Source organism: Listeria sp. PSOL-1, from assembly GCF_902806445.1.
Lineage (GTDB): Bacteria > Bacillota > Bacilli > Lactobacillales > Listeriaceae > Listeria.
On the sequence record NZ_LR760298.1, the window covers coordinates 698989 to 714253 of the forward strand.

At 37.4% G+C, this 15265-nt stretch carries 12 protein-coding genes and 1 other annotated feature; of the genes, 11 read left to right on the plus strand and 1 reads right to left on the minus strand.

The features are described 5' to 3' along the window. Nucleotide 1: 1 nt before the first annotated feature. The 10 genes from queA to dtd all read left to right on the plus strand — a co-directional run bounded on the left by queA (nucleotide 2) and on the right by dtd (nucleotide 11652). Nucleotides 2-1030: a tRNA preQ1(34) S-adenosylmethionine ribosyltransferase-isomerase QueA gene (gene queA, locus G6Q10_RS03485; RefSeq protein ID WP_163655702.1), complete on the plus strand. Its 1029-nt coding sequence runs from the start codon at nucleotides 2-4 to the stop codon at nucleotides 1028-1030. An 81-nt stretch (nucleotides 1031-1111) separates the two neighbouring features. Further along, nucleotides 1112-2251, plus strand: coding sequence for a tRNA guanosine(34) transglycosylase Tgt (tgt, locus tag G6Q10_RS03490; RefSeq protein ID WP_163652910.1), 1140 nt, complete (start codon nucleotides 1112-1114; stop codon nucleotides 2249-2251). Nucleotides 2252-2290: 39 nt separating this feature from the next. Next, complete coding sequence (yajC, locus tag G6Q10_RS03495) at nucleotides 2291-2617, plus strand: preprotein translocase subunit YajC (protein WP_255464898.1); 327 nt, start codon at nucleotides 2291-2293, stop codon at nucleotides 2615-2617. Nucleotides 2618-2753: 136 nt separating this feature from the next. Beyond that, on the plus strand, nucleotides 2754-3053 hold the full coding sequence (locus tag G6Q10_RS03500) for a post-transcriptional regulator (RefSeq protein WP_163652913.1): 300 nt from the start codon (nucleotides 2754-2756) through the stop codon (nucleotides 3051-3053). Nucleotides 3054-3081: 28 nt separating this feature from the next. After that, complete coding sequence (gene secDF / locus G6Q10_RS03505) at nucleotides 3082-5346, plus strand: protein translocase subunit SecDF (RefSeq protein ID WP_163652916.1); 2265 nt, start codon at nucleotides 3082-3084, stop codon at nucleotides 5344-5346. A gap of 66 nt (nucleotides 5347-5412) precedes the next feature. Beyond that, nucleotides 5413-5736 carry a LapA family protein gene (locus G6Q10_RS03510; protein WP_163652918.1) on the plus strand — a complete coding sequence of 108 codons (324 nt, stop codon included), beginning with the start codon at nucleotides 5413-5415 and terminating at the stop codon, nucleotides 5734-5736. Nucleotides 5737-5869: 133 nt separating this feature from the next. Then, on the plus strand, nucleotides 5870-8182 hold the full coding sequence (gene recJ, locus G6Q10_RS03515; RefSeq protein ID WP_163652920.1) for a single-stranded-DNA-specific exonuclease RecJ: 2313 nt from the start codon (nucleotides 5870-5872) through the stop codon (nucleotides 8180-8182). A gap of 32 nt (nucleotides 8183-8214) precedes the next feature. After that, nucleotides 8215-8736, plus strand: coding sequence for an adenine phosphoribosyltransferase (locus G6Q10_RS03520; RefSeq protein WP_163652922.1), 522 nt, complete (start codon nucleotides 8215-8217; stop codon nucleotides 8734-8736). Between the two features lie 240 nt (nucleotides 8737-8976). Next, complete coding sequence (locus G6Q10_RS03525; protein WP_163652923.1) at nucleotides 8977-11187, plus strand: RelA/SpoT family protein; 2211 nt, start codon at nucleotides 8977-8979, stop codon at nucleotides 11185-11187. 12 nt (nucleotides 11188-11199) lie between these two features. Next, nucleotides 11200-11652 carry a D-aminoacyl-tRNA deacylase gene (dtd, locus tag G6Q10_RS03530; RefSeq protein ID WP_163652925.1) on the plus strand — a complete coding sequence of 151 codons (453 nt, stop codon included), beginning with the start codon at nucleotides 11200-11202 and terminating at the stop codon, nucleotides 11650-11652. A 595-nt stretch (nucleotides 11653-12247) separates the two neighbouring features. Here dtd and G6Q10_RS03535 read toward each other — a convergent pair. Beyond that, on the minus strand, nucleotides 12248-13474 hold the full coding sequence (locus G6Q10_RS03535) for an N-acetylmuramoyl-L-alanine amidase family protein (RefSeq protein ID WP_163655706.1): 1227 nt from the start codon (nucleotides 13472-13474) through the stop codon (nucleotides 12248-12250). A 222-nt stretch (nucleotides 13475-13696) separates the two neighbouring features. After that, nucleotides 13697-13925, plus strand: a binding site (T-box leader). A gap of 62 nt (nucleotides 13926-13987) precedes the next feature. Here G6Q10_RS03535 and hisS point away from each other — a divergent pair. Further along, nucleotides 13988-15259 carry a histidine--tRNA ligase gene (gene hisS, locus G6Q10_RS03540; RefSeq protein ID WP_163652927.1) on the plus strand — a complete coding sequence of 424 codons (1272 nt, stop codon included), beginning with the start codon at nucleotides 13988-13990 and terminating at the stop codon, nucleotides 15257-15259. Nucleotides 15260-15265 lie beyond the last annotated feature (6 nt).

Here is a 15265-nt window from a genome sequence, read left to right on the forward strand (position 1 = left end):
GATGAGAGTTGAAGATTTTGATTTTGATTTACCAGAAGAACTAATTGCTCAAACACCACTACAAGATCGTTCTTCTAGTCGTTTGATGGTTTTAAATAAAAAAACAGGAGCGATCAAAGACCAAGCATTTACGAACATTCTTGATTATCTTACTCCGGGTGATGCACTTGTTTTAAATGATACACGCGTCTTACCAGCGCGTCTTTATGGTATAAAAGAAGAAACCGGCGCGCGTGTTGAAGTTCTTCTTTTAAAGCCGCTTGAAAACGGAGCATATGAAACACTAGCCAAACCAGCAAAACGCGTTCATGTTGGGAACGAAATCATTTTTGGAAATGGTGAATTACGCGCGGTTTGTACAGAAGAGTTAGAACATGGAGGCCGTGTTTTTGAATTTCATTACGAAGGAATCTTTTATGAGGTTTTAGAAAAACTTGGTAAAATGCCACTTCCACCCTATATCAAAGAACAGCTTGAGGATCAAGATCGCTATCAAACGGTTTATGCAAAAGACATGGGTTCAGCAGCAGCACCTACCGCAGGACTTCATTTTACAGAAGAGTTGCTAGAAAAAATAAAGCAAAAAGGCATTTCCATCAATTTCGTTACATTACACGTGGGATTAGGTACTTTTCGTCCGGTAGATGTTGCTGATACAAGTGAACATAAGATGCATGCTGAATTTTATCGTTTAACAGAAGAGGTGGCTGAAGAATTGACGCGTGTTAAAAAACAGGGTGGCAAAATTATTGCTGTTGGGACGACATCGATTCGCACACTAGAAACGATTGCAACAAAGCATGATGGTCATCTTGTTGCTGATTCTGGGTGGACGGATATTTTTATTGCACCGGGGTATGAATTTAAAGCAGTTGATGCGCTCATCACGAATTTTCATTTGCCGAAATCAACATTAATTATGCTTGTATCTGCTTTATCAACACGCGAAAATATTTTAAATGCCTATAAGCATGCCGTTTCTGAAAAATACCGCTTTTTTAGTTTTGGCGATGCAATGTTGATTTACTAAAAAAACAATGAATAAAAGACTTGTGTTCTGTGCTTTTTTTCGATATGCTAGAAATTAGAGTAAATGAGAAAGAGGGAACAAATGACTGCCATTCGTTATGAATTAATCAAAACTGATAAAAAAACGGGCGCACGTCTTGGCAAGCTTCATACACCACACGGGACATTTGATACGCCAATGTTCATGCCAGTGGGAACACTTGCTACAGTAAAAACGATGTCCCCGGAAGAACTAAAACAAATGGGAGCCGGTGTCATTTTAAGCAATACGTATCACTTATGGCTTCGTCCTGGTGAAGACTTAATCAAAGAAGCTGGTGGGCTTCATCGATTTATGAACTGGGATCAGCCCATTTTAACTGATTCAGGTGGGTTTCAGGTTTTTAGTTTGAGCGATATGCGGGACATTAAAGAAGAAGGCGTTCATTTTCGCAATCATTTAAATGGGGACAAGCTTTTTCTTTCACCTGAAAAAGCAATTCAAATTCAAAATGCACTAGGTTCGGACATCATGATGAGTTTTGATGAATGTCCACCTTATCCAGCCACACATGATTATATGAAAAAATCGGTAGAACGGACTTCACGTTGGGCTGAGCGAGGTCTTGCTGCGCATACACGTGCGCATGATCAAGGTTTATTTGGAATCGTACAAGGTGGCGCTTATGAGGACCTACGTAAGCAAAGTGCGCGTGACCTTGTTTCACTAGATTTTCCTGGGTATTCCATTGGTGGGCTTTCGGTCGGGGAGCCAAAAGAGGTTATGAATGAAGTGCTTGAATTTACAACACCTCATTTACCTAGTGATAAGCCACGCTATTTAATGGGTGTAGGTTCGCCTGATTCTTTAATTGATGGTGTGATTCGTGGGATTGACATGTTTGATTGTGTACTACCTACGCGGATTGCTCGTAATGGCACTTGTATGACCTCAAACGGGCGCTTAGTTATTAAAAATGCGAAATTTGCACGTGATTTTCGTCCACTTGATGAAAATTGTGATTGCCATACATGTCGTAATTATTCAAGAGCTTATATTCGCCACTTAATTCGTTGTGAAGAAACATTTGGTATCAGGCTTACAACTTACCATAATTTATATTTTCTGTTAAACTTAATGAAAGATGTCAGAAAAGCAATTTTAGCGGATCGTCTATTTGAATTTCGGGAAGAATTTTTTGAGCAATATGGGTTTAACCGTCCAAATGCGAAAAATTTCTAAATATATTACTGTTAGATAGCTTGAAAGGAGCTGAAATAGTTGGCAAGTTTAGGAGCTTTTATTCCAATAATTTTAATGATTATTTTGTTTTACTTCCTATTGATTCGCCCACAACAAAAGCGACAAAAAGAAGTAGCAAACATGCAAAATTCACTTTCAAAAGGTGATAAAATTATTACAATCGGAGGACTTCATGGTGTTGTTGAGGCTATTGAAGATGGTACGGTTGTTTTAAAATCTGGCAATACGAAATTAACTTTCGATCGAAATGCCATTCGTACTGTGCTTGAAAAAGGAAATAGAGTAGAAGCAAGTACTGAAGAAAAAGCGCCAGAAACAGAACAAAAAGATGAAGAACAGAAATAATTTAAAAACGCTATTCTCCTAGTTAGAATGGCGTTTTTTATATTTTTTATGCAGGTTTAAGTAAAATTATACTTTCCATTTTGTCAATAATTCGATAAAATGAGAATAGTTGATTGTTATATGGGGAGGGGAATTTATGACGGGAGCTTTTGAAAACTGGTATAAGAGGCTGGAACCAGCAATTTTAATTAAAGTAGAAGATTTTCATATCCTTGGTTACCGGGAAATAAAGATGAGTCACATATGGTCCTTTTTAACAGAAGTAAAATGGAGAAATGTTTCACCTCCAAGCCTGCATGAAGGAATTAATGATATTATGCAGATGAACATTGGGCAATTGATGCAGTTTATCACAACACCATCTAAAAAACAGGTGAAACAAAGTTTGTTAGATGAGACGCTTGTTCAAGAAGTTTTAAAGAGCGACGCGGACTGAGTGTTCCATAAGGAGGAAAGATAAGGAAATGGTTAAAAAAGGCAAGTTAATTACTTTCTTTTTAGTCGTGGCGATTGTTTTCGGTGTCGTTTTTGGTACTGCTAAAATGATGCTTGGAAAAATCAATCTCGGACTAGATTTGCAGGGCGGCTTTGAAGTTCTTTATGAAGTGAAGCCTGCAAATGGAAAAGGAAAAGTGGACAGACAAACACTTACTGATACTGTAAGTGCACTTGATCGTCGGATTAACAGCATTGGTGTAGCTGAGCCGTCGATTACAATTGAAGGGAATAATCGTATCCGCGTGCAATTAGCGGGAATTAAAGATCAAAATGAAGCAAGAAAGATGCTTTCAACGACAGCTGAGTTATCTTTTAGAGATGCAAAAGATAACGTAAAGCTAGATGGATCTGATCTCGTTCCTGGTGGCGCTAAACAAGCTTTTGGTCAAAATAATAATCCAATTGTTACGTTAAAATTAAAAAGTGCTGACAAATTTGCTAAAGTAACAAAAGAAATTGCAAATCAAACACCAAACAATCAATTGGTTATTTGGCTAGATTACAAAAAAGGTCAAAAATATGAAACTGAGAAAAGTAAAAAAAATCCGGCTTACTTATCTGCACCTAATGTAAGCAAAGTCATTGATGACAACAATGTTCAAATCGAAGGAAACTTCACTGCAAACGAAGCGAAAAACTTGGCTAATCTCTTAAACTCTGGTGCGCTTCCTGTTAAAATGAATGAGGTTTATTCTACTTCTGTAGGTGCTCAATTTGGACAAGATGCTCTAAATGAAACAGTAATTGCTGGAATCGTCGGCGTGCTAGCAATTTTTGTCTTTATGATTGCTGTTTACCGTTTACCAGGTATCGTTGCATCGATTACACTCATTGCTTATACGTATTTAGTGCTGCTTGTTTTAAGTTTGTTAAATGCAACGTTAACACTTCCGGGGATTGCTGGATTAATTCTAGGAATCGGTATGGCTGTTGATGCCAATGTGATTACCTATGAGCGGATAAAAGAAGAGCTCAAAGTCGGAAGATCAACAAAAGCGGCCTTTGATGTTGGGAGTAAGGAAGCTTTCCGGGCCATTTTGGATGGAAACCTTACGACATTAATTGTTGCTTGTGTCCTCTTTTATTTCGGTACAAGTTCAATTAAAGGCTTTGCAACAGTATTAATCATCAGTATTTTATTAAGCTTCTTAACAGCTGTTTGGGGATCTCGTCTTTTACTTGGCCTTCTTGTTAAAAGCAATGTCCTTAATAATAAACCAGGATTATTTTCTGTTAATAAAAAACAAATTCATAGTCTGCATGATGGCGTAAGCACCTATGACTTGAAAACGCGTTTCGATCGCTTTGACTTTGTAAAACATCATCGTTTGTTCTTAGGTATTTTTACAACCATTACGATTGTTGGTATTATTTTGTTAGCAGTTTTCAAAATGAACCTTGGCATCGACTTTGCAAGTGGTACTCGTGCTGAGATTACTTCAAATGCGAAGATCACACAATCAACGGTTGAAAAAGATCTAAAAGAAATTAATATGCCATCGGATAATATTACATTCCAAGGTAAAAATTCAACAACGGCAGTAATCTCTTATAAAGGCGCATTGAAACAAAATGAAGTAGCTAAATTTAAGTCTTACTTCAGTGATAAATACAAACACGAACCAAGCATTAGCACCGTAACACCAACAGTTGGAAAAGAGCTTGCCAAAAACGGCATTTATGCACTTGCCATCGCTTCTGTTTTAATTGTGTTGTATATTGCGGTCCGCTTTGAGTTTTACATGGGTATTGCAGCGATTCTGTCACTTTTATTTGATGCCTTTACGATCTTCATCTTCTTTAGTATCTTTAGAATTGAAGTAGATTTAACCTTTATTGCAGCAGTTCTGACCGTAATCGGTTATTCGATTAATGACACGATTGTAACAGCTGACCGTGTTCGCGATATCGGTAAGAAAATGAAACGGTACAAAACGAAAGAAGATGTTGCTTTTGCAGTTAACCATGGTTTAAGACAGACATTTACTCGTTCCATCAATACTATTGTGACTGTTTTGATTACCGTTTTAGCACTTGTTATCTTTGGTAATGAATCAATCTTGAGCTTTTCAATCGCTCTTCTTGTGGGATTAATTTCCAGTGTATTCTCGTCCATATTTATGGCGATGCAGCTTTGGTACGTATTTAAATCCCATCAAGTAAATAAAAAAGGGCCACTTGATACAGTGAAGAAAAAGAAAAAACGCAATGCTGGTCAACCAGTTGTATAATTAAAATACATGAACCGGGAACAGAGGTGTTCCCGGTTTTTTTATAAGAGAAGTGGGGGATTTTAAATGAAAATACAATGGCAAGTCGTAACAGGGATTGTTCTTGCTCTCATGATTGCAGTGTTTGCTGTCATTAATACGGATCCAGTAGAAGTGAATTTTTTATTTACTAAAGCAGACTGGCCGCTTATTTTACTTATTCTAGGTTCAGTTTTAATCGGTTGTTTAATCATGTTCTTTTTAAATATCGCAAAAGCAAGACAAGCGAGAAAAGAAGTCAGACAATTGAACGAAGAAATTAACGATTTGAAAAGACAACTCGCAGCTGAAGAAGCACTCGGTATGAAAAAGATTGAACTGGAAAAAAATGAATCGAAGCAAGAATTCTAAAAAGTGAGCGCATTGTTTTAACTCATTACATAGCATACCAATTTTTTTGCTGGCGAAAACAACTAAAAACCGTAAACAATTGGCATTTTCTTATTTTTTCGCTATAATAGGAAAGTTGAAAGGTGGGGAGCAAATGATTGATGCAAAATACTCCTGGAAAATTGATCGAGTAGATGAAAACAAGACCAAACAAGTTAAAGATGCACTTCAAATCGATGAACAGTTAGCAAAAATCCTTTTAAAACGTGGTATAACAACAAAAGATCAATTGGATAAATTTTTGCACCCCGAAAAGTATAGTGGTTACGATCCTTTTTTATTTTTTGAAATGGATAAAGCTGTTTCAAGAATTAACCAAGCTGTTCAAAATAAAGAGCGTATTTTAATTTACGGCGATTACGATGCGGACGGGGTCACGAGTATTGCTGTTCTTCATTATGCACTTAAAAAATTAGGCGCTGCGCCAGACTATTATATCCCCAATCGTTTTACTGAAGGATATGGCCCAAATAAAGCGGCTTTAAAAAAAGCGAAGGATCAAGGGTATCATTTAATTATTACAGTGGATAATGGAATTGCTGCACTTGATGAAATGAAATTTGCAAAAGAAATTGCTTTAGATGTTATTGTGACAGATCATCATGAAGCTCGCGCGGTAATGCCTGAAGCGATTGCTGTTATTCATCCTAAACATCCTAATTCGAAGTATCCGTTTCAAGAGCTTGCTGGCGTTGGTGTAAGTTATAAGCTGGCTCACGCTTTACTTGGAGAAGAACCGACTGAGCTTCTTGACTTGGTTGCTGTTGGAACGGTCGCTGATTTGGTTGCACTAACAGATGAGAATCGTCTTTTTGTTCAAAAAGGACTGATGAAATTGCAGCAAAGTCCTAATTTAGGCCTTCAAGCACTCGCTAAAAAAGCAGGTGTCAAGCTAGAAGGAGTAAGTGAAGAAGCGATTGGATTTGCGCTAGCGCCACGTCTTAATGCTGTTGGGCGTCTTGGTCCTGCTGATGCTTCTTGTGATCTTCTTTTAACAGTCGATGATAACGAAGCCACTTTTTTAGCAGAGAAAATTGATATGGCTAATAAAGAGCGCCGTGAAATAGTGGCAAATATTACAACGGAAGCAACCGCTTTATTAGAAAATAAGAGCGAAATACCGCGCGTTATTGTCCTGGCAAACCCTGATTGGAATCCTGGTGTATTGGGGATTGTTGCTTCACGTATTGTAGAAAAATATAGTCGCCCTACAATTCTTCTTGCAGTTGATGAAGCTACAGGTCTTGCTAAAGGTTCAGGGCGAAGTATCCAAGCGTTCCATTTATATCAAGCATTAGACAAAAATAGAGCACTTTTAGAAGCGTTTGGTGGACACCCAATGGCAGCAGGATTAACAGTTCAAATGGTCCATCTTCAGTCACTCATTGAAAACTTAAATGAACAAGCTAAGCAACTTCATGACGAAGATTTTCGTAAGGAACAATGCATTGAAGCCGAATTAGAATTAAGTACGGTCAGCCTTCCTTTCATAAAACAAATCGAGAAGCTAGCGCCATTTGGTATCTGCAATCCTAAGCCAATCTTTTTATTTAAAGAGATAGAATTTGCGAATACACGAAGGATTGGTGCAGATAAAACCCATTTAAAAACAACGCTTGCTAAAGAAAACAGCCGACTTGATGCGGTTGGTTTTCATGTCGGTTTTTTAGCAGAAAAGATCGCTATCAATGCACAAGTGGATGTCATTGGGGAACTATCCATCAATGAATGGAACGGTAGCCAAAAAGCACAACTACAGTTAGTAGATGTAGCTGTCAGACACTGGCAGTTATTCGATGCCAGAAATCAAATAACTTGGAAAAAATTAATCGCTGAAAAAGCCATAGATGATCGGCTTTTCGTTTGTTTTCTTGAAGAAACCTATCAGCAACTTGCAGCTGAGCATCAACCAGTCTTACAACTCCCAACAACTCATCAGTTGCAAAAAACGACAATCAATGAGTTGATTATTGCGGATATGCCAAACGATCTTTTAGCTATTGAGCAAATTATTAGGGAAATCAAGCCAAAGAGACTTTATGTCCATTTTGGTAACTCACAGACAGAAGGATTTGATCGTTTACCAAGTAGAGCAGAATTTGCTACTTTTTATAAATTAATCAAGGAATTTCAGCCTTTCACTTTAGATAAATATATCCCGCGCTTATCACAAAAATTTGGTTGGAAAAAAGCGCAGATCGAATTTATGGCCAATGTGTTTTTCGAGCTGAAATTTGCTGAAATGGATAATGGAGCGATTACATTAACGCCTGTTCAATCTAAACGAGATTTAACAGAATCAAATTATTACAAAAAACAACAGCAACAAATTGAAACACATCAAAAGTTGCTTTATTCCAATTATCACGATTTATATCAATGGATGAAGCAGGTTCTTGAAACTTAAACTTGTTTGCCAAACGTTGGAGGAAAGAAAATATGGACTTAAATGAATTAAGAAATTATGTAGCGATTGTCAATGATTGGCCTAAAAAAGGCATTGTTTTTAAAGACATTACCCCACTTATGAATGATGGGGAAGCTTATAAATTTGCTACCGATCAAATTGTTGCGTATGCACGTAAACTTGACATTGATATTATTGTTGGCCCTGAAGCGCGAGGTTTTATCATTGGTTGCCCGGTAGCTTATGCATTAGGAATCGGCTTTGCACCTGTTCGAAAACCTAATAAATTGCCTCGAGAAACGATTGATATGGAATATGATTTAGAGTATGGAACGAACATCTTATCTATGCATCAAGATGCCATTAAGCCTGGGCAACGTGTGCTTATCACAGATGATTTACTTGCAACAGGCGGAACAATCGAAGCTACGATTCACCTCGTTGAAAAATTAGGCGGTATTGTAGCAGGATGTGCCTTTTTAATCGAATTAACTGAACTTGAAGGACATAAAAAATTAAGTGGCTATGACCGTTTGATTTTAATGGATTTTTAGAAATAAATGTAGAGGATAAGTCAATTTTGTACAAGTATTTGTGCAAGTTTTCGAAAGTCTGTCAAAAATCACGTAAGGGCGAGTGTTTATCGTTTATACTCTAAACCCGAATTACTTTATAAAGGTTATTTAATCGTGATATAATAAAAAATAAGAATCATTTTTTGAAAGGATTTGCTACTTTTATAGTGGCTTTTCTAAATTTTAGCTTTAAAAAATGGGAAAAGAGGGGGAAATGAGATGGCTAAAGAAAAGAATTTAACTGCAGAACAAGTCATTGAAATGGCTTCTCATTATATGAATAAAGAACATCTGACAATCGTTCAAAAAGCTTACGAGTTTGCTCGTGATTCTCACATTGAGCAATTTCGTAAATCAGGTGAACCTTATATCCTTCATCCTATTCAAGTCGCTGGCATTTTGGTTGAACTTGAAATGGACCCATCAACTGTTGCAGCAGGATTTTTGCATGATGTTGTAGAAGATACAGACATCACATTAGCTGATTTAGAAAAGGCGTTTGGTGCTGAAGTAGCTATGCTTGTTGATGGTGTTACCAAACTAGGTAAAATCAAATATAAATCACATCAAGAACAACAAGCTGAAAATCACCGAAAAATGTTTATTGCTATGGCAGAGGACATTCGTGTTATTTTAATCAAATTAGCTGACCGATTGCATAATATGCGAACGCTTAAACATTTACCTGTTGAAAAGCAGCAGCGGATTGCTAATGAAACTTTAGAAATTTTTGCACCACTTGCTCATCGGTTAGGGATTAGCCGTGTAAAATGGGAGCTTGAAGATACAGCACTTCGCTATTTAAACCCGCAGCAATATTACCGAATTGTACATTTAATGAAGCAAAAACGCGGGGAACGGGAGCGCTATTTACAAGATGTGATTGACGGCGTAAATGAGAATTTGGATGAGCTGAAAATTAAAGCAGACATTTCTGGAAGACCAAAACATATTTATTCTATTTATCGTAAAATGAGCGAACAGCACAAGCAATTTAATGAGATTTACGATCTGCTAGCTGTTCGAATTATTGTTAGTAGCATTAAAGATTGTTATGCTGTCCTTGGCATTATTCATACGCGCTGGAAGCCAATGCCTGGGCGTTTTAAAGACTATATCGCCATGCCTAAATCAAATATGTATCAATCGCTTCATACAACGGTAATCGGTCCACAAGGTGAGCCGCTTGAAGTGCAAATCAGAACACATGAAATGCACCAAATCGCTGAATATGGGGTCGCAGCACATTGGGCATATAAAGAAGGCCGGCAGATGAATAGCAAAACCTCATTTGATAATAAAATGTCTTGGTTCCGTGAAATTCTCGAATACCAAAATGAATCAGATAATGCAGAAGAATTTATGGAATCATTAAAATTCGATTTATTTTCTGACGTGGTGTATGTCTTTACACCGAAAGGGGACGTTTTTGAGCTACCAAATGGTTCAGTACCACTTGATTTTGCTTATCGTGTCCACACAGAAGTTGGAAATAAAACAATAGGCGCGAAAATAAACGGTAAAATTGTCACACTTGATTATAAATTAAAAACAGGAGACATCATTGAAATTTTGACATCAAAGCATTCCTATGGCCCAAGTCGTGATTGGCTTAAATTGGTGCAAACGTCACAAGCAAGAAATAAGATCAAACAATTTTTTAAACGACAAACGAAAGAAGAAAACGTTGAAAAGGGCCATGATTTAGTTGAAAAAGAATTGCGTCAGCTCGATTTTGATCCAAAGAAAATTTTAACAACAGAAAATCTTCATCGACTTGTTGAAAAATTAAACTTCTCACATGAAGATGATCTTTTTGCGGCTGTTGGCTATAATGGCATTACGGCGCTTCAGGTAGCCAATCGTTTGACTGAAAAATTACGTAAAGAACGCGCGAATGAAGAGAAGACAGGACGCCTTTTGAACCAACCTGAGACAAATAGCACAGAAGCTAATAATGAAAAATTAAAAATCAAGCATAGTGCAGGAGTTGTCGTTCAGGGCATCGGGAATTTACTCATCCGCTTGTCACGTTGTTGTAATCCGGTTCCAGGTGACGCCATTGTCGGTTATATCACGAAAGGACGCGGTATTTCTATTCATCGCAAGGATTGCCCCAATGTGCACTCTGCTGAAAAGGATCGTCTTATCGAAGTGGAATGGGAAGAGGCAGATCTTGACGCTAAAACAGATTATAATGTTGATATTGAGATTTACGGATATAACCGGAGTGGGCTGTTAAATGATATTCTTCAAGTGATCAACAGTTTAACCTCTAATATTAATGGAGTGAATGCGAAAGTGGATAATAACAAGATGGCAACACTTGTTGTCACACTTCAAATCCATAATATCAGTCATCTACAACGTGTTGTTGATAAAATCAAGCAAATCCCAGATGTTTATACCGTTCGCAGGTTAATGAATTAGGAGGTTTTTGCAGTGCGTGTTTTAATTCAAAGGTGTTTAGAAGCAAGTGTTACGATTGATGATGAGGTCATTGCTGAAATTGCCCAGGGCCTGACACTCTTTGTTGGCGTCACACATCAAGATACTGAAAAAGAAGTCGATTATCTTGTAAAGAAAATTAGCAGCTTACGAATTTTTGAAGATGAAGCAGGAAAGATGAACCGCTCAATTACAGAAATTGAAGGTGATATTCTTTCAGTATCACAATTCACGTTATATGCAGATGCTAAAAAAGGTCGGCGTCCAAGTTTCATCCAAGCTGCTGAAAAAGAACAAGCAGAAGCTCTTTATGAACTACTGAACGAAAAGCTAGAAGACAGCGGAATCGGCATTGGACGTGGTGTATTTGGAGCAGACATGGATGTTCGCATTAATAACCATGGACCAGTTACCATAATGCTTGATACAGAAGAATTGTTGGACTGATCCTTACAAACAGAATAAAACAAAAACAAGCTTTTCGTTTTGTAAATCTTACTAGACTTTCAAAACGAAAAGCTTGAATTGTTGTGTTTGAAAAAGGCAGTTTATGATCAGGGGGTGAGTTGTAATGTTCTGTGATTTAAAGAACTTGTTTGTTCGAAATAATGTAGTTCTAAAACTTATAGACATGATCTGATTTTTTTATAATAGATTCAAAACAACATAGCTCTAAAACACCACAATCTTCATTACTCAACACAAGCGTGTTTTGGAAGCATTCAAAACTACATAGCTCTAAAACAAATCCATTTGAGAAATATTTTCTAAAATAGTTTTGGAAGCATTCAAAACTACATAGCTCTAAAACCTCGTAGGACGTCCTAGTTCCCAAGGTTTCGTAATCGCGCCACTTGTCCATAGCAAGACTTCAGCTTGAATGCTTTTTATGATTTAGTCACTTCCAGTATTTAATAACGTCTAATTCATTATACCATAGTTTCTAGAAATGCTAGAATATTTCTATTAAAATGACAGCGATTCAAATAAAAAAAGAAACTCATCCGTAGCTTCATGAAAATCCGGATGGGTTCCTTTTCTTTTAGTTAGCAAAATAATTTGAAAGGCCTTGGTAAACTGCTGTTGCTACGTGTTCACGGTAGCTTTTAGAATTGATTTTTTTCTCATCGCTTTTGGAACTTAGATAGCCAAGTTCAAGTAAGACAGCAGGTTGAGTGTTTTCACGAACGACATAGAAGTCACCAATACGAGCTCCACGGTTAGAAGTAGGAAGTTCTTTGCCTAGGCTTTGATTAATTGATTCGGCCAAGCTTTCATCTTTATTTTTGTAGTAGTAAGTCGTTTGTCCATGGACGCTTTTTTGATCTTCTTCAACGCTATCGAAATGTAGACTTACGAAAACATCTGCATGATATTCTTGGGCAATATTTGTGCGTGTTTTTAAAGAAACATATTCATCGCTTTCACGCGTCATAATCACTTTTGTACCGCTTTTACGTAATTTTTCAGCGAGGATTTTGGCCGTTTTTAATGTAGCTTTCTTTTCGATTGTTTCATCTGCACCTTTTGCACCGGGATCGTGTCCGCCGTGGCCGGGATCGATAACAATCGTTGCTTCAGACAAGCTTGTTGTTTTGGATTTTTCGACAGGTGCAGCCTCTTTTGAACTTGAGATGTCGACTACCCAGTTTGCTACATAACCTTCTTTTCCGGAAGTTGTTGTGATTTTGTACCAATCGCCTTGTACGCCATCAATGGAATAGCTTTGGCCAGAGTCGGCTTTTTCAATGACTGAACCATTTAAATTGGGCTTATTACGAATATTGGTTGCATTATCACGAATGGTTAATTTTTGTAGATTAGATCCGCTTGCTTTTGTGGTTGATTCGCGAATTTTGATGTATGAAGCATTTACCCAAGCATTTTGACCTTTGTACTGGATTTGAGCCCAACCATTTTGTTCACTAACGACATTAATTTGGTCACCAGTGTTTAACATACCAAGGCGTTCGCTGTCAGATGTTGGTTTTTTCCTGATATTTAAGCCACCGCTCGAAGTAACGACAGCGATACTATTACTTGCGGCGCTAACTTCGGTATTTTTTACTAACCAGCTGGCGACAAAACCAGTATTTCCATCTTTAAATCTTACTTTGTACCATTTATTTTCTTCACCGATTACTTTTAAGACAGTATTTTTTCTTACTTGATGGGTTACATCATAAGCAAGTCCTGGGCCACTCCTGACGTTGATAACTTCAGCTTGAACCGTCACTGTATTGGCATTTGCCATGGCAATGGTTGTCATAATTCCTGCAGCAATCAGTAAAAACGAAATAATGGTAATCAATAACAAATTCTTTTTCACGAAATGGGCACACCACCTAAAACTTCTCTATTAACTTATCATAACATTAAAATCGTACCATAAATTCGCTTTTCGGGAAACCTTTTACTGCCATTTTTTGAAAAAACGGACAGAATGTTGACTTTCTAAATGATTTTTAGTAATCTAGTAATAATTCATAATAAGAAACCAGAGACGGAGAAAAGTACAAAAAATCCCTCCAATTTGTAGAGAGAATTTCGGATGCTGAAAGAAATTCATTGTGATATTTTTTGGAAAGACACTCTAGAGGTTTTGGCCAAACGATTTTTTCAAGTAGGTCAAGACGTATTTCGGCGTTAACGGAAAAAGTGGGAATTTTAGTTCCAATTAGGGTGGTACCACGGGTGAATAGTAATCTCTCGTCCCTTGTTTTTTGACAAGTGACGTGAGTTTTTTTTGTGTATTTAAGAGAATTTTAGGAGGTCTAATGAGATGAAATTTCAATTACCACGCGGCACACGAGATATTTTGCCTGAAGAGGTGGCAAAATGGCATTTTTTAGAAAAAGCATTTATGAAGATTGCGGATAATTATCAATACCGTGAAATTCGTACGCCTATCTTTGAGCATACGGAGCTTTTTGAACGTGGCGTTGGTGATTCTACAGATATCGTTTCTAAAGAGATGTACACGTTTAATGACAAAGGTGGACGTAGTATGACGCTTAGACCAGAAGGAACTGCACCTGTCGTGCGTGCTTTTGTTGAACACAAGATGTATGGTAACGTTGACCAGCCTGTGAAACTATTTTATCGTGGTTCAATGTTTCGCTACGAGCGTCCACAAGGGGGAAGGCAAAGACAATTTAATCAAATAGGTATTGAAGCGCTCGGAAGTGCTGATGCTTCAATCGATGCTGAAGTGATTTCACTTGCCATGAATTTCTTTTATAAGATCGGCTTGAAAAATATTCAACTAGTTATGAATAGCTTAGGTGATAAAGAGAGTAGACTACGTCATAGAGAAGCACTTATCAACCATTTTGAGCCGCAAATTGATGAGTTTTGTGAAGATTGTCAAAAGCGTCTGCACAAGAATCCACTTAGGATCCTAGATTGTAAAAAAGATCATGAACATCCACTTGTCAAAACGGCGCCGGCTATTTTAGCTTTTTTAAATGATGATTCGCTCGCCTATTTTGAGCAAGTAAAAGCGTATTTACAAGCAATGAAAATTGATTTTACGGTGGATGCTACACTTGTACGTGGTTTGGATTATTATAATCATACAACTTTTGAGATTATGAGTATTGAAGAAGGCTTTGGTGCGAAAGCCACACTTTGCGGTGGTGGGCGTTATCATGGTTTAGTAGAAGAATTTGCCGGACCACAGACCCCAGGAATTGGCTTTGGTATGGGGGTAGAGCGTGTATTGCTTGCACTTGAAAAAGCGGACATTTCTTTACCAGAAAAGGAAGTTCTCACCTGCTACGTTATCACTGCACAAAAAGAAGCGAACACAAAAGCTGTTGAACTTGTAAATACTTTACGTCAAGCAGACATTTCAGCAGAAAAAGACTATCTCGATCGTAAAATAAAAGGACAATTAAAAGATGCTAGTAGAAAAGGCGCACTTTATACAGTTATTTTAGGTGAAAGTGAACTTGAAACGGGAAAATATCAACTTAAAAATATGGCAACGGGTGAGCAGGAAGAAGTCGCTGAAACAGAATTAGTTGCTACTTTACTAACACGCATGAAATGAGGAGGA

What these genes read in the sequence shown, in the direction of transcription:
- tgt (WP_163652910.1), top strand. Translation starts at nt 1,112, where the DNA reads ATGACTGCCATTCGTTATGAATTAATCAAAACTGATAAAAAAACGGGC.
- G6Q10_RS03535 (WP_163655706.1), bottom strand. Translation starts at nt 13,474, where the DNA reads ATGACAACCATTGCCATGGCAAATGCCAATACAGTGACGGTTCAAGCT.
- G6Q10_RS03525 (WP_163652923.1), top strand. Translation starts at nt 8,977, where the DNA reads ATGGCTAAAGAAAAGAATTTAACTGCAGAACAAGTCATTGAAATGGCT.
- queA (WP_163655702.1), top strand. Translation starts at nt 2, where the DNA reads ATGAGAGTTGAAGATTTTGATTTTGATTTACCAGAAGAACTAATTGCT.
- G6Q10_RS03500 (WP_163652913.1), top strand. Translation starts at nt 2,754, where the DNA reads ATGACGGGAGCTTTTGAAAACTGGTATAAGAGGCTGGAACCAGCAATT.
- recJ (WP_163652920.1), top strand. Translation starts at nt 5,870, where the DNA reads ATGATTGATGCAAAATACTCCTGGAAAATTGATCGAGTAGATGAAAAC.
- secDF (WP_163652916.1), top strand. Translation starts at nt 3,082, where the DNA reads ATGGTTAAAAAAGGCAAGTTAATTACTTTCTTTTTAGTCGTGGCGATT.
- G6Q10_RS03520 (WP_163652922.1), top strand. Translation starts at nt 8,215, where the DNA reads ATGGACTTAAATGAATTAAGAAATTATGTAGCGATTGTCAATGATTGG.
- hisS (WP_163652927.1), top strand. Translation starts at nt 13,988, where the DNA reads ATGAAATTTCAATTACCACGCGGCACACGAGATATTTTGCCTGAAGAG.
- G6Q10_RS03510 (WP_163652918.1), top strand. Translation starts at nt 5,413, where the DNA reads ATGAAAATACAATGGCAAGTCGTAACAGGGATTGTTCTTGCTCTCATG.